The sequence below is a fragment of the Spirosoma agri genome (genome assembly GCF_010747415.1).
GTDB lineage: Bacteria > Bacteroidota > Bacteroidia > Cytophagales > Spirosomataceae > Spirosoma > Spirosoma agri.
Window position 1 is genome coordinate 1386274 of record NZ_JAAGNZ010000001.1, and the last position, 15020, is coordinate 1401293.

The 15020-nt window shown below is 49.0% G+C and carries 17 protein-coding genes; 15 read left to right on the forward strand and 2 right to left on the reverse strand.

The window, feature by feature from the left end; all coding sequences use genetic code 11:
* The first annotated feature begins 153 nt into the window (after nt 1-153).
* The 11 genes from GK091_RS29790 (at nt 154) to GK091_RS05725 (ending at nt 9210) form a co-directional block, all read left to right on the forward strand.
* Nucleotides 154-345 (forward strand): element excision factor XisH family protein, encoded by a 192-nt coding sequence (locus GK091_RS29790; RefSeq protein WP_262889174.1) that lies wholly within the window; start codon nt 154-156, stop codon nt 343-345.
* On the forward strand, nt 320-586 hold the full coding sequence (locus GK091_RS30020; protein ID WP_394351858.1) for an element excision factor XisH family protein: 267 nt from the start codon (nt 320-322) through the stop codon (nt 584-586). Before GK091_RS29790 ends, GK091_RS30020 begins: the two co-directional genes overlap by 26 nt.
* The gene (locus tag GK091_RS05685) at nt 571-918 is read left to right on the forward strand and encodes a XisI protein (RefSeq protein WP_164035632.1); all 348 of its coding nucleotides are present in this window, start codon (nt 571-573) and stop codon (nt 916-918) included. Before GK091_RS30020 ends, GK091_RS05685 begins: the two co-directional genes overlap by 16 nt.
* Before the next feature lie 14 nt (nt 919-932).
* Nucleotides 933-1955: an SPASM domain-containing protein gene (locus tag GK091_RS05690; RefSeq protein ID WP_164035633.1), complete on the forward strand. Its 1023-nt coding sequence runs from the start codon at nt 933-935 to the stop codon at nt 1953-1955.
* A gap of 170 nt (nt 1956-2125) precedes the next feature.
* Nucleotides 2126-2908, forward strand: a complete 783-nt coding sequence (locus tag GK091_RS05695; RefSeq protein ID WP_164035634.1) for a ParA family protein — start codon at nt 2126-2128, stop codon at nt 2906-2908.
* A gap of 60 nt (nt 2909-2968) precedes the next feature.
* Complete coding sequence (locus tag GK091_RS05700; protein WP_164035635.1) at nt 2969-3883, forward strand: ParB/RepB/Spo0J family partition protein; 915 nt, start codon at nt 2969-2971, stop codon at nt 3881-3883.
* 150 nt (nt 3884-4033) lie between these two features.
* Nucleotides 4034-4618 (forward strand): hypothetical protein, encoded by a 585-nt coding sequence (locus GK091_RS05705; protein WP_164035636.1) that lies wholly within the window; start codon nt 4034-4036, stop codon nt 4616-4618.
* 539 nt (nt 4619-5157) lie between these two features.
* Nucleotides 5158-5904, forward strand: a complete 747-nt coding sequence (locus tag GK091_RS05710; RefSeq protein ID WP_164035637.1) for a DUF5683 domain-containing protein — start codon at nt 5158-5160, stop codon at nt 5902-5904.
* A gap of 111 nt (nt 5905-6015) precedes the next feature.
* On the forward strand, nt 6016-6777 hold the full coding sequence (gene dapB, locus GK091_RS05715) for a 4-hydroxy-tetrahydrodipicolinate reductase (protein ID WP_164035638.1): 762 nt from the start codon (nt 6016-6018) through the stop codon (nt 6775-6777).
* A 118-nt stretch (nt 6778-6895) separates the two neighbouring features.
* A complete protein-coding gene (gene lepB / locus GK091_RS05720) occupies nt 6896-8068 on the forward strand; it encodes a signal peptidase I (protein WP_164035639.1) in 1173 nt (390 codons plus the stop codon).
* A gap of 416 nt (nt 8069-8484) precedes the next feature.
* Entirely contained in the window at nt 8485-9210 is a 726-nt protein-coding gene (locus tag GK091_RS05725; RefSeq protein WP_164035640.1) for an N-acetylmuramoyl-L-alanine amidase family protein, read from the forward strand.
* A 70-nt stretch (nt 9211-9280) separates the two neighbouring features.
* Here the strand turns inward: GK091_RS05725 and ung are convergent, their stop codons facing one another.
* Entirely contained in the window at nt 9281-9946 is a 666-nt protein-coding gene (gene ung / locus GK091_RS05730) for a uracil-DNA glycosylase (RefSeq protein ID WP_164035641.1), read from the reverse strand.
* Nucleotides 9947-10089: 143 nt separating this feature from the next.
* On the opposite strand from ung, the gene apaG reads away from it, so the two are divergent.
* From apaG to GK091_RS05745, 3 genes are all read left to right on the forward strand, one after another.
* Nucleotides 10090-10476, forward strand: coding sequence for a Co2+/Mg2+ efflux protein ApaG (gene apaG / locus GK091_RS05735; protein ID WP_164035642.1), 387 nt, complete (start codon nt 10090-10092; stop codon nt 10474-10476).
* A gap of 69 nt (nt 10477-10545) precedes the next feature.
* On the forward strand, nt 10546-11325 hold the full coding sequence (locus tag GK091_RS05740) for an O-methyltransferase (RefSeq protein ID WP_164035643.1): 780 nt from the start codon (nt 10546-10548) through the stop codon (nt 11323-11325).
* Nucleotides 11326-11429: 104 nt separating this feature from the next.
* Nucleotides 11430-12791: a monooxygenase gene (locus GK091_RS05745; RefSeq protein ID WP_164035644.1), complete on the forward strand. Its 1362-nt coding sequence runs from the start codon at nt 11430-11432 to the stop codon at nt 12789-12791.
* A 101-nt stretch (nt 12792-12892) separates the two neighbouring features.
* Here the strand turns inward: GK091_RS05745 and GK091_RS05750 are convergent, their stop codons facing one another.
* The gene (locus tag GK091_RS05750; RefSeq protein WP_164035645.1) at nt 12893-13228 is read right to left on the reverse strand and encodes a hypothetical protein; all 336 of its coding nucleotides are present in this window, start codon (nt 13226-13228) and stop codon (nt 12893-12895) included.
* Nucleotides 13229-13491: 263 nt separating this feature from the next.
* Here GK091_RS05750 and GK091_RS05755 point away from each other — a divergent pair, with 263 nt between their 5' ends.
* Complete coding sequence (locus tag GK091_RS05755; protein ID WP_164035646.1) at nt 13492-14979, forward strand: helix-turn-helix domain-containing protein; 1488 nt, start codon at nt 13492-13494, stop codon at nt 14977-14979.
* Nucleotides 14980-15020: the final 41 nt, after the last annotated feature.

A 15020-nucleotide genomic window follows, 5' to 3' on the forward strand; every position in this document is an offset into this window, starting at 1 on the left:
GGCAACGGAGTGCGTCATTGACTTACAAAAAGGTAGTTCGGTAGCAAGTTGAGCCTTACTTTTATGCTATGAATCGTAACATACTCGACGGCCTTAATTTTGCGTCTAAACTGACCCCAAAGCGTGTGGCTATGACTGCCTACTGATCCGAAAATGGCACGCGATTTATTTCATCAACTCGTTCGAGAAGCGCTAGAAGCAGACTCTTGGACGATTACCCACGATCCGTTCGTACTAAAGTCAGGTAGTTTGCGAATGGAGATCGATCTAGCCGCTGAGCAAGTATTCGCGGCTGAACGGGGTACAGAACGGATTGTTATTGAACCGGGGCGCCGGAGCGATTAAAAGCTTCATTGGTAAATCAAAGCTGAATGATTTCTATGAGGCAAAAGGGCAGTACGACGTGTATCGGAGAGGGTTGAAAAGAGAAGGTATTCAACAAAAACTGTACCTGACAGTTGACGTTGATGTATTTGAGTCATTTTTTCAAAAAGCATTGATAGCTGAAACGCTGGAAGAGGAGATGGTATCGTTAATCGTTTATGATATACCAACTAAACGGATAGTACAATGGATAACCCGATAGCTGCGTACCGCAATATTGTCATTGAGTTGTTAGAATCATATGCTAGGATTCCGTCCGTAAGCGCGGATAGTAATGAACTTGAAGAACAGCTTATTTTGGATACCCAGCGAGATCATTATCAGATACTGGCGATCGGTTGGGAAAATGGTCGGCGCGTCTATTATCCTGTTTTCCATGTTGATATTCGAGACAATAAAATCTGGGTGCAGGAAGACGCTACCGATTTTGATCTGGTTGGTGAGTTAGAACGACGTGGGGTGGCCAAGAGTGACATTGTATTAGCGTTTCAGTCACCTTACAAGCGGCCATATTCGGGCTATGCTGTTGCCTGAAAAACCAAAATTTCATGAATCGTAACGTACTCGACGGCCTTAATTTTGCATCTAAACTGACCCCAAAGCGTGTGGCTAATGCGCTTAAGGTGTTATACAGTTATTATGATTCACGGCAACGTGGCAAGGCCATTCAGCGGGGGTTGCCCATGTCAGTGTCGTTCGAGCCAACCACATCCTGCAATCTGCGCTGTCCCGAATGTCCCAGTGGGTTACGATCGTTTACGCGCCCGACCGGCATGCTTGGCGAAGAACTTTACAAGCGCACCATCGACGAACTTCACGAAACGCTGCTCTATCTGATCTTTTATTTTCAGGGTGAACCCTATCTGCATCCGCAGTTCCTCGACCTTGTGCGTTATGCTACGGATCGTAATATCTATACCGCCACCAGTACGAACGCTCACTACCTGACCGATGCCAACGCGCGCAAAACAGTGGAGTCAGGACTGGATCGACTCATTATTTCCATTGATGGCACGACGCAGGAAGTATACCAGCAGTATCGGGTAGGGGGGAAGCTCGAAAAGGTACTCGAAGGCACGAAGAATATCATTCGCTGGAAAAAGGAATTGAAATCAAGGACGCCCCATGTTGTGTTTCAGTTTCTGGTTGTCAAACCCAACCAGCATCAGATTGCCGAAGTGAAAAAATTGGCTCGTGAGTTGGGCGTGGATGAAGTCGGGCTGAAAACGGCTCAGATTTATGAGTATGAACATGGCTCAGACCTGATTCCGACGCTGGACCAATACAGCCGCTACGCTGCCCAATCGGACGGGACCTACGCTATCAAAAATGGTTTTGGCGACCATTGCTGGAAAATGTGGCACTCCTGCGTAATCACCTGGGACGGTCTGGTCGTGCCGTGCTGCTTCGACAAAGACGCTCACCATCGGCTTGGCGACCTCCAGCAGCAGTCCTTCACCGATCTTTGGCATGGATCGGCTTATCAGGAATTTCGTCAGACATTACTCCGTTCGCGTTCCGAAATCGAGATGTGCCGCAACTGCACCGAGGGGACAAAGGTGTGGGCCTGAGTCAATTGGTGACTGAGTGAAAGAGTGATTAATGATCAATTGAGGTAGCTTTTCTTTGCTCAATTACTCATTCGCTTGATCACCAATTGATTTTTGTGGAACATTCCGTGGAACAGTGCTTGGATTCGTGGAAACTATCCGGCATATTTGGGACTGCAACGCACAGACCCATGGGTAAAGTCATTGCTATCGCCAACCAAAAAGGTGGCGTCGGTAAAACTACGACAACAATCAATTTGGCCGCCAGCTTGGCCGCCCTCGAATTTCAAACGCTTATTGTGGATGCAGATCCGCAGGCAAACTCAACCTCCGGGCTGGGGTACAATCCAAAAGAAATCGAGAACAGCATTTACGAGTGCATGGTCGAAGGAGTTCGTCCGCAGGATGCTATTATTCAGACGGATTTCCCGAACCTGAACTTACTTCCTTCGCACATTGACCTCGTTGGTGCTGAGATCGAGATGATTAACCTCCAGAACCGGGAGGATAAGATGAAAAACGCACTCGACAGCATCCGCGACGATTACGATTTCATCATTATCGACTGCTCGCCATCGCTGGGATTGATCACCATTAACAGTCTGACTGCTGCCGATTCCGTTATTATTCCGGTTCAATGCGAGTATTTTGCGCTCGAAGGATTGGGTAAACTGCTGAATACGATCAAGATCATTCAGTCGCGGTTGAACACGCAACTGGCCATCGAAGGCATTCTGCTGACCATGTATGATCTGCGCGTTCGACTCTCGAATCAGGTAGTGGGTGAGGTAACGAGCCATTTCCAGCAGATGGTGTTCAGCACGATCATTCCGCGAAACATTCGGTTGAGTGAATCGCCCAGTTTTGGTGTTCCGGCCCTGGCGCAGGATGCTGACAGCAAAGGAGCCGTCAGTTATCTGAATCTGGCCCGCGAAATTCTGGCTAAGAATGGCCTGATGCCGCATGAAGTGTAAGGCGGGTAAGAACCCGCTGGTAGTGCAGAGAAAATGCGGGTTTCTACCCGCGCTACAGGTATGGACAACACCAAAGCACCGAATAAGAAGATGATAGGATTGGGCCGAGGCTTGGGTGCCCTGTTGCACGACAGTGAAGCAGTCAACCGGCAGTCGAAACCGTCGCCGTTTGAGTCCATCAGCACAATGACCGAAATTGCGTTGTCGCTGATTGAAACGAATCCCTTCCAGCCCCGAACCCGCTTCGACGAAGAAGCGTTGCAGGAACTTGCCGAATCGATCCGGATTCAGGGAATTATCCAGCCCATCACGGTTCGGCAGCTGGGTAAAGACCGCTACCAGTTAATCTCAGGGGAACGTCGCCTTCAGGCAACCAAACTGATCGGGATGACTCATATTCCGGCGTATGTTCGGACAGCCAATGACCAGCAGATGCTGGAAATGGCCCTGATCGAGAACATTCAGCGGGAAAATCTAAACTCCATAGAAATTGCCCTTAGCTACCAGCGTCTGATTACCGAGTGTAGCCTGAAGCAGGAAGAACTGGGCGAACGCGTTGGTAAAAACCGCACGACGGTCAACAACTACATCCGGTTGCTGAGGCTCCCTCCCGTAATTCAGGCGGCTCTGCGTGATAACAAGATTTCGATGGGTCACGCGCGGGCGATCATCAACATTGAAAATCCGGATGCACAGATTCGGCTGTTCAACAGAACCGTCGATGAAGAGTGGTCGGTTCGTAAGGTTGAAGAGGCCGTCCGGAACCTGTCCGACGATGGTGAAGACCCCATTGCTACCCGCCGGGTAACCTTGCCTAAGCAGGAAATGCGCAGTCTACAGTTCAAGCTATCGTCGTTGTTCGGAACGAAGGTGTCGATCAAAGCGGACGAGAAACACAAGGGTGAAATTAAAATCCCGTTCACCTCGCAGGAGGAACTGACTAAAATTCTTGAGGTACTGAACTCGCAGACTTAACCGTTCTAAATTACCTTGATAAGAAAAGCCCTAGATTAGCGTCTGGGGCTTTTCTTATGAAAATAGGGTCAACTTTAGCAGGCATACCGTATACTAAATACGGATTTTAGGTAACCATTAATATAGTTTCTTCGCCAGAAATTGTATTCTATGAAAAAACTATTACTGATTCTATCGATTGTTGGTGTATTGGCTGGTTGCAGTAAGAGCGAAAAAGGTGATCCAGGACCGAAGGGTGACACAGGTGCTACCGGGGCAACGGGTGCCACTGGTCCGGCAGGATCCACTGGCGCGACTGGTCCAACGGGTGCTGCTGGAGCAGCCGGACCAGCGGGGCCACAGGGACCGCAAGGTCCGGCAGGAACATCGGCAACGCCAGCCGTTTACGATTTCACGGAAGATTTATCGAAAACACCTTCATGGGATTTCCCTAAAGCATTGGGTGATTACGATGTTGTGTTAACATACATAATGAGAAATAAAGGAATTGGCTATGCACCCTTACCTTTCAGCGGATATGCCTACACCTCCGATCAGAAAGATTTTATCAAACTAAACATCAGCGTAACCCAGTATACATATTTTCTTTCGTTTAGTAATGATACTTCCGTTCCGCCTGGTGCTACATTCTGGATGAGAGCCGTTGTTCTTAAAGGAGCCAAAGGGGGCAGATTGGATTTAGCCCGTTACCAGGATTACGAGAATCTGAAGAAGGATTTTAATTTGAAGGATTGATAACAACGATGCATTCGAAAGCAAAATTGCACGATTCTTTAAGATGACACAGTAAAAGAATTAGAAGCTATGGAGTATAATCAGAACTTGTTTGGCTGTACTTCATAGACTGAATGGTGTACCTAGTTCTGTTTGGAGGTGAACCACAATTCTGGCAATCTGTGATTAAAAAGTAGACTGATAGTCACTCAAAGTAAACGAAGAAGCTCAATCATGAGGATTGAGCTTCTTCGTTTATTCCTTTGGCTTCTCCGTTGGCTATAATTGATCATGAGGAAACCGGATTTCAGCATTTGCCTTGGCAGCATGGTCCAGACAAAAGTAAGTTTGACCTTAGGGACAACAAGTAGGATCAAGGCGATTGACGTTCGAAAACGCAGATTTGGAGACAAACAACACAATGGGATTTAACTACGGCTTAACTCGCTTCAATCGGGTTTTTCAATGAATTGTCTTTACTTTTGCATGTGCGTAACTTAAATTACCTTAAAAGGGTGAATATCTGGTCGGAAACGGGTGGCTTTGATCGTTGTTTCTCTATGAAACAACATTCGGCTATACTCGTCCTGTTCCTGCTGGTTGCGCTGCCTGCCTTTGCACAGCGTCCGGCTATTGTTCCCGCGCCAACACCGGCACCGACAGACTCGACCCGGCAGCTACAGTCGGCCACGGATACGATTCCGGCCGCTGTTCAGCGTAATGGCATTCGGGTTGGTAGTTCGGTCTTGACACCCGAGGGCGACTCGGCTAGCCTCGCTACGGATACGACGGAGGTTACCGCCAGTCAGGAAGCCAAAATCCGAAAGATCATCCCCCGCAAGGCAACGATGCGTTCGCTGATTTTGCCGGGTCTGGGGCAGGCATATAATCGCCAATATTACAAGATTCCGTTCATTTACGCTGGTTTTGGCGTGATGGGTTATCTGTTTCTTAGATATCGGAATCTGGCAAATCAGGCCGAAGAAGGATATCGGTTGCTAAAATATGGCCGACCGAATGGTACGAATACTCCAGATCCGGTAACATCGGTTGTTATTGGATCGCAAATTATTACGACACAAACGGGGGCTAAATCAGGATATGATCTGTACCGGAGTTATCGAGACCTGAACATCTTGCTATCACTTGCGCTCTGGGGCGTTAACATTGTGGAGGCCAATGTGGCCGCTCACCTCAAGACCTTTGATCTGTCCGACGATATTTCCATGCGCATCGAACCCAGAGCCCTGCCTATGCCGGGTGCTGGACTTGTGCCGGGCGTTCGGATCGCTTTTACGTTTAAATAATGACACTGGACGTTGGATTTTAGATGGGAGTTTTAGATAAGCAGCATCGTTGATAAAAGCCTATCTGAGCATTATTACTATCTAGCAGCCAACGTACTGCACCTGAAAAACATGAATATTCTCCTCCTTGGCTACGGCAAAATGGGTAAGACAATCGAGACGATTGCGCTCGATCGTGGCCACCAGATTGCCGCACGCGTTGACCGTGGGGATGCCCCCGGCTATAACCATACGGACTTAGAAGCCATACCGACTGATGCCGTTGATGTGGCGATCGAATTTAGTTCGCCCGAAGCGGCTGTCGATAATATTAACTACTGTTTGACGCGCGGCTGGCCGATCGTTTGTGGTACAACGGGTTGGCTGGGCCATCGGGCTGACATTGAGCAGCTATGCCAGGAGAAGAACGGTGCATTCTTCTACGCATCGAACTATAGCATTGGCGTCAACCTGTTTTTCCGGTTGAACAAGACGCTGGCGCGGTTCATGCGGAATTATCCGTCCTATCACGTGTCGATGACGGAAATCCACCACACCGAAAAGAAAGATGCGCCCAGCGGAACCGCCATCACGTTGGCAGAGGGCGTTATGGAAAACCTGCCCGGCAAACATCGTTGGGTAAACAAAGAAGCCGCTGGCGATGAATCATTGATTGACTCGACCGACGCCGTCGAGATCGAATCCCTGCGTGAAGGAGTTGTTCCCGGAACGCATACCGTTCGATACGATTCGGATGTGGACCAGATCGAGATTACGCACACCGCCCATAGTCGGCAGGGTTTTGCACTTGGTGCCGTAGTGGCCGCGGAGTGGATTATTGGTCGCGAAGGGATATTCGGGATGGATGATTTACTCGGAAATGATGGATTCTAAGGGTTGACTAACAAACGATCGATCAAAAACCAGTATCTATTTGTAATTTCGTTCGTAATTCGTTCATAGTCCGGCGGCCCGGTACGTACTAGTATTCATACATTCTTATTCTGTTAACGTGTCAATAACCAAAACACAGGCCGAAACAAGGCCGGTTAAACCCCAAAAGTCGGCCATTCGGGAGTGGTTCGATTCCGTTCTGTTCGCTGTTGTAGCGGCTACGCTTATCCGGTGGCTGTTTATGGAGGCCTTCACGATTCCGACACCATCCATGGAAAATAGCCTGATGGTTGGCGATTTTCTATTCGTAAGCAAACTGCATTATGGTACCCGGACGCCCCGGACGCCTTTACAGGTTCCACTGACCCATCAGAAAATATGGGGAACGGATATTCCGTCCTATAGTACGGCCATCCAATTACCATCGTATCGGTTACCCGGTTTCACGCACGTTAAAAATGGCGATGTGGTCGTGTTCAACGTGCCACCGAAGTACCTCAACGACAATATCGATTACCCCGTTGATCTGAAAACGAACTACATCAAACGGTGTATTGGTATTCCGGGCGATGTATTGGAGGTTCGCCAGCGCGACGTGTTTATTAATGGCAAACCGTTTGCGAAACCACCCCGTGCCGAACAGAAATATTTTGTAAAAACAACGGAGGTGCTGGATGCCAGCTTCTTCCGGAAGTACGAAATCGTTAACGACTACCGCGACCCCAGCCAGCCAACTGAAAACTGGAAACCGCTGGAGCAATACAACGATTCGACCAAGGCAACGGCTATGGTCGGGTATATGGTCAATACGACGGAGGACGTAATTAACAAATTCAAGGATTTCGATTGGGTGAAAGGCATTGAACCGATGAGCGATAAGCCCGGCGAAATGTCACCCGGTATCTACGGAACGCCAACGTTCAAATGGAATCACGATAATTTCGGACCGATAACGATCCCGAAAAAAGGCGCTACGATTCCGATCAATGCCCAAACGATTGCTCTGTACGCTCCCGTGATCGAACTGTATGAAGGCAACGAAAAAGTGGAAGTGACGCCGGCCAGCATCAAAATTGGTGGTCAGCCGATTACGTCCTACACGTTTAAACAGGATTACTACTTTATGATGGGCGATAACCGCGACAATTCGCTCGATTCCCGGTTCTGGGGTTTTGTTCCTGAAGATCACATTGTTGGTAAAGCGGTTTTTGTCTGGATGTCACTTGACCCGAATCCGGCCAATGTCTGGAATAAAATTCGCTGGAACCGCCTATTCAGAACGATCGACTAACGGAGTAATTTGCTCTAATACCTTAAGGAAAGGCCCCGAATTCATACGTGAGTTCGGGGCCTTTCGCTAAAATACTCTCGTTTAATCAGCGGGTTGTATCCAATTAACTCAACAATAGCTTTACTTTGTCCGTAGATAGCAACCTGAAGCAAGTGCCGAAATTGACCAAATCCAGCAATCACCCTTTCTTATTTTTTCTACTGACCTTTCTTCTCTTTGTTGGGCAAAGCGTCTGTGAAGATACGCTCGCAAAGTCGAGTGTAAGCCACGCTGTAAAAACCCGCCCTGGTACTAGGAAAAAAGTAGTAGCAAAAATACATCGACGGGCTACTGCCAAAGCAGGTAACGTCCGGCGCAATGTAACTACCGCGAAGCCGTCAGAATCTACGGGAGCAAAAGCCGCGTCATCGTCGACTATGGCGCTATTCGGCCCCCGATATGCCCAGGTAGCTGTTAAGGATAATTCGTTGCGGGGAGCTGTGTATTATCTGGCATCAGGTCATGGTGGCCCCGATCCGGGGGCATTAGGGCATTTGGGAAAGCACATTTTGCCGGAAGATGAATACGCGTATGACGTAACTATCCGGCTGGCCCGCGCCTTGATCGAACACGGGGCAACGGTCTATATGATTATCCGAGACCGGAACGACGGTATTCGCGATGACAAAATTCTGAAACTGGACCACGACGAAGTTACCTATCCCAATCAGACCATTCCATTGAGTCAGGTGACCCGGCTGCGTCAGTGTACCGATGCCGTTAACAGGCTGAACCAAAAGCACAAAGGAGCTTATCAGCGGCTGGTAACTATCCATGTCGATAGCCGGAGTGAGGGGCAGACCATCGACGTATTTTTTTACCACCACGAAAACAGCGCCGTGGGAAAGCGGCTGGCCAAGAATATTCATCGGAGCTTCAGCGCGGGTTACAAACGCCACCAGCCTAATCGAAGCTATCTGGGTAATGTGTCGGACCGAAGCACCCTGTATGTGGTCCGGAACAGCCATCCGCCAACTGTCTTTATTGAGCTGGGCAACATTCGCAACGAGAAAGACCAGCGACGCTTTCTGCTGGCTGGTAACCGGCAGGTGCTGGCTAACTGGATATACGATGGTATGCGGGCTGATTATAGAGCGAGGTGAGCGTTGGGGACCGATATAGGCCGTATCTTGGAGATACGGCCTATATCGTCCCCCAATGCTCACCGGCAAACTACCAGTCGATCGTAGGTAGTCCTTTGCTTTCCAGATACGTGTTCGCCTGGCTGAAATGTTTCGTTCCAAACCAGCCGCCCCATTGTGCAGCCATTGGCGATGGGTGTTTTGCTTTCAGGATCAGGTGTTTTTTGCTGTCAATAACAGCTCCTTTCTTCTGCGCGTAAGCACCCCAGAGCATAAAGACGACATCTTTCTTTTCGTCGGAGATCAGCTTGATTACCGTATCCGTAAATGTCTCCCAGCCTTTGCCCTGGTGCGATCCCGCCTGCCCTGCCCGAACCGTAAGTGTTGAGTTCAGAAGCATCACACCCTGATTTGCCCAGCGTTCGAGATTGCCCGATTTAGGAACAGGTTTACCCAGATCGTCCTGAATTTCCTTAAAGATATTGACCAGCGACGGCGGTTTGGTAATGCCATCGGCTACGGAGAACGCAAGCCCATTGGCCTGTCCTTCGCCGTGGTAAGGGTCCTGACCAAGAATGACAACACGGGTATCATCGAAACTGCACGCATTAAATGCGTTGAACATCAGCTTACCAGGCGGATAAATGCGCTGAGTACTATATTCCTGTCGTAAAAAATTGGCTAGTTCGACAAAATAAGGTTTATCAAATTCGGGCTGTAAATGCTTTTGCCACGATTCTGCAATAGATACGTTCATGGATGGAACTGATAAGGGTAATTCGGCATTATAGGCCTAAAAACGCCGGAGACCACTCTTTGAAAATTTTTTCAAGACTGTTCTTGCGTATCAAAACTAATCAACTTAATTTTCGTTCTAAGGTTGCAAACGACACTAACTTTATGGTATCGTCAGTCACAGAAGGTGTAAAGGTAAGCGTAAAGACAGAGTACCAGTCAGACTACTCTAGTCCACTGCAGGCACACTATGTGTTTACCTACCGAATTACGATCGAAAATGCCAGCGACTATACCATCCAGTTGCTTCGTCGTCACTGGACCATTTTTGATTCCAACGGGACCATTCGCGAGGTAGAAGGCGAGGGCGTAGTGGGCTTGCAACCTGTGCTGGAGCCCGGTGAGGTCCACCAGTATGTGTCTGGATGTAACCTGCGCTCAAGTATGGGTAAAATGGCTGGAACCTACCTTGTTGAACGGATTATCGACGGTAAACAGGTTCGCGTGGCGATCCCGGAATTCACGATGATCGTGCCCTACAAATTAAATTAAGTCATACCAAGCCACGTCGATCAGACCATATCGTCGAATCGTTGCCCGGCCTATTCAGTTTCCTGTTTTTTGATTCGCGCTTATTTACGTTACCTCGCTCGCGCCCGCGACGAACATTCGCTTCACTCACCCTTTCTGTTTGCGCTTTACACGCGTGTGATTCGGACGGATAACCGGGCTGACGCTGCCTTCAAACCTATCAGATCGCTGCAGCGAACGCTTCGGAAAAACCAGCAGATAATCGCCATTACCGATTTCGGGGCGGGCTCCAAGGTAAATTCGTCCCGCCAACGTACCATTGGCGACATTGCCCGTAATTCGCAGAAACCAGCTCGTTTCGGACGGTTGTTGTTTCGACTTATTCGCCGATTCGACGCAAAACGCATTATTGATCTGGGTACGTCGCTCGGTATAACAACGGCTTATCTGGCCCAGGCAACGAATCCTCAACAGGGCCGTGTGCTGACGTTTGAAGGCTGTCCGCAGACGGCGGCTGTGGCCCGTCAGAATTTTGATGCGCTAGGCATTCGCAACGTAGATATCGTTGTTGGTAATATTGATGATACGCTGGCCGTTGAAGTAGCTAAGTCGTCTCCGGTTGACCTTGTCTTTTTTGATGCCAATCACCGCTACGAACCTACCGTTCGTTATTTTGAAACCTGCCTCACTGCGATTCACAACGATACGGTGTTTGTTCTCGATGACATACATTGGTCCGACGAGATGGAGCAGGCATGGGCATACATCAAAGCGCATCCATCAGTTACGGTAACTATCGACCTGTTTTGGGTAGGGTTGGTGTTTTTTAGGCAGGAGCAGCCCCGGCAGGATTTTGTACTTCGCTTCTAATCAGTATCTTCCTGCGGTTTTAATTTCGTGCTGTCGATAACGTACATGCGGAAAGATGCTAGACTATAGTTAACTTTCACTTTGTTTTTGCTGACTATTCCGGTATGAATCCTTCAAGCTTTGTTCGAGTAAGCGTTTGTATGGTTAGTGTTGGTTTGCTGGTACACGTTGTTTCCTGTACTAAACCCGCTACGGAAGCGAGCGATCCAGCGATTACTGCATCATTTGACCTGATTCAGCAACAGATTCTGACACCTTCCTGTGCTACGTCGGGTTGCCACGCTTCCGAAAGAGATGCTGATTTTGTGCAGCATGGGCTGGTACTGGCGGAAGGAGTAGCCTATCAGAATCTCGTTGGGGTTGATCCGAAAAATGTGCAGGCTAAAGCCGACGGGCTAAAACGGGTCAAGGCGTTTGCGTCACTGGAAAGCTTACTGTACCATAAACTTACCGTTTCAGCCAGTCACCATACGGGCAAACAATACGGCAATCCGATGCCGCTTGGTGGGCAATTGCTTCCAGTTGGTCAGGTTGAGTTTATCCGGCGATGGATTGACGCTGGCGCACCCAAAACTGGTAGCGTAGTAGACGCCACATTACTGGACGATAAGACCGTGTCTGTTGCTGCCTACGAACCATTGGCCGTACCGGCAGTCGGCACCGGTTTTCAACTGGCCATTCCAGCCTTCGATATTCAATCTAATTTCGAGCGTGAGCTGTTTACCCGCCGGTCGGTTGGCAACACGCAGGACATTTACGTGAACCGGTACGAGACGAAGATGCGGAATGGTAGTCATCATTTCGTCGCCTACAGTTTCCGCGATACTGGTTTTCTGCCCGGCATGAACGATATTCGGGATTTACGAAATGCGGATAACTCGTTGAACCTGTCTACCGCGCTGTCGATGTCGAATCACGTGTACCTGGCCGGATCGCAGGCACAGTATCAGGACTATACCTTTCCGGCAGGAGCCGCTTTGCTTATTCCGGCCGGTACCACGCTGGACCTGAATTCACACTTTGTTAATAAAACCACATCCGTGATGAAAGGCGAAGCGCAGATCAATCTGTACACCATCGACAAATCGAAGGTAACGCAGCTTATCCAGACGCTGGATTTGGGAAACACAAACCTGACCATTCCGGCCAATGGGCGGGTGACGCTGACCAGGTCGTTTACGTTCGATAAACCGCGTAAGGTGCTGACGCTGACCTCGCACATGCACAAGCTTGGTGAGAAGTTCGTCATCAAAATCAAGGGGGGCAGCCGGGATGGAGAAGTCGTTTATACGTCTACCGATTGGGAGCACCCCGACATTATTACGTACAATACGCCAATTTCGCTCCAGAAAGGAGAGGGGCTAACGTCAGAGATCACCTATAACAATACGACGAGCAAAGTAGTCCGTTTCGGCCTGACCAGTGAGGACGAAATGGGTATAATCTTCGGCTATTATTACGAGTAGCGTCGAGCTACATTGGCAGAAATGACAAACCCCGGTAATCCTGATGGTGCCGGGGTTTATTTATGGTAACGATACGCTATGACGTTAGCGATGTGATGAGCCTAATCAACGATATACTTTTTCTTGCCCGGTTTTCTGCGGGCTGGTGAAGCAAGCACAGGGTAAAGATCCCGCCCAATTTGTACGCCGATTTCGTTCAGATAATAACTATTGCTTGTATCCTGCTTCGTTCGCTGGTGCGCCGAAAAGGTGTTGTCAACCAAACAGTATGCCTCTTCGTACGTGTCCTTCTGCGTACCGGCCATGCTACTCCACTGCTTGTGTAAAGTCGAAAGAATATCGACAACAATGTCGTTGATTGTGTCCAGATCCTGGGTACCCGTGGCGGCAGATTTTAATTCTTCGTATTTCGTTCGGATGATATCCTGAGGATTCATAGCCGGGTTTGGTTGGGTTGTTACCTTCTGACTCTAGGGTTAAATAAAAGTCACGATAAGTTTTACCTTATTTTTTGCCAGTAAGCAAAAGTGACATGTACCAGTAATAATTACACATATGATGGTCTGCTATATAATTATCGGTATCTTGAGTGAGCAAGGTACATTCGCCACAGTTTTGTAGATTTACCGATTCGTTCGCTCTATAATCGTTAGCGCGTTCCACCGTACGTTTTATCCGTTCATCCATACTCACGTATCCGTTGAATCTACCCGCTGATCATATCCGACTGTTATTTGGCCTGAAAATGCGTCAAATGCGAATCGACAAGGGCATGTCGGTCAGTGAACTGGCTCAACAGTCCGGTTTGTCGGTATCGTACGTTACCGAGATCGAGAAAGGCCGGAAATATCCGAAAGCGGATAAGATTTCTGCCCTGGCCAATGCTATGCAGGTCGATTATGATTCGCTCGTCTCGCTGAAGCTGAGCAAAAAGCTCGAGCCCATATCGGATCTGCTCCGCTCCAAATTTCTCACGGAAATCCCACTCGAACTGTTCGGAATCGACCCGTCTGACCTGCTCGAACTGCTAGCCGAAGCACCCGCGAAAGTGAGTGCCATGATTCGTACGTTCATGGACATCGCGCTCAGTTACAATATGAGCGTCGAGCGGCTCTACCTGACTATGTTGCGGTCTTATCAGGAAATGCATGACAACCACTTTCCTGAGATCGAGGCCGAAGCTGAACGTTTCCTGAGCGAATTTGTCCAATCAAACCAGTCCGTAGGTGAAACGCTGCTGATAAACCTGCTCAAAACGCGCTACAACGTTCACATCGAACACTTCGATCCGCTCACGAATCCTGAACTGGTATCGTTACGATCCGTTTTCAGACCTGAACATCGGCGGTTGTATCTCAACGCGGCACTAACGGCCGAACAACGATCATTCATTCTGGCGCGGGAGGTTGGGTTTCAATACCTGAATCTGAAAAACCGACCCTATACGTATTCATGGGTAGAAGCGGATTCGTTCGAGCAGATTCTGAACAATTACAAAGCGTCCTATTTTGCCGGCGCTATTCTTATTCGACGTGATGCGCTCGTGGCCAGACTAACCGATCTGTTCGCCCGCAGCACGTGGAGCAACGATGCCTTTCTACAACTCATCGCTGACTTTGGTGCCACGCCGGAGCGGTTTTTCTACCGGCTCAGTAACGTCTTGCCCAGCCATTTCGGGATCGATCAGTTGTTCTTTTACCGCTTTAACCATACCGCCGGACAGACTACGTTCCAGCTAACCAAAGAGATGCACCTGTCGCGGCAACAAGGGGGGCCGCGTGGGATCATTGATGAGCATTTCTGTCGCCGGTGGATTGCCTGGACAATTTTGCAGGAGCTTCAGTTTCTACAACAGAACAAAGGATTCGATGGGGCGCTCTGCCGGACTCAGGTATCGGAGTATGCGGATTCGGGGCTCCAGTACCTTATTATTTCGGTAGCCCACCCGTTTCAGTCACAAACACAGCAGAACATGAGTGTTTCCATGTGCTTTGCGGTCAATGATGCGCTGAAAAGTAAGATGAAATTCATGAATACCCCGTCGGACGATATACCGTTCCGGATCGTCAATGAAGCCTGCGAACGCTGTGGTATTTTCGACTGCCGCGAACGGGTTGCCGCTCCGACTGTTTTGCAGAAGAAACGCCAATTCGCCGGGATGAAAAAAGCGATGGAGAAATTACGCTAAGCAAGCGGGCTAGTACGAGCGTCTACTAAAAAAATAAACCC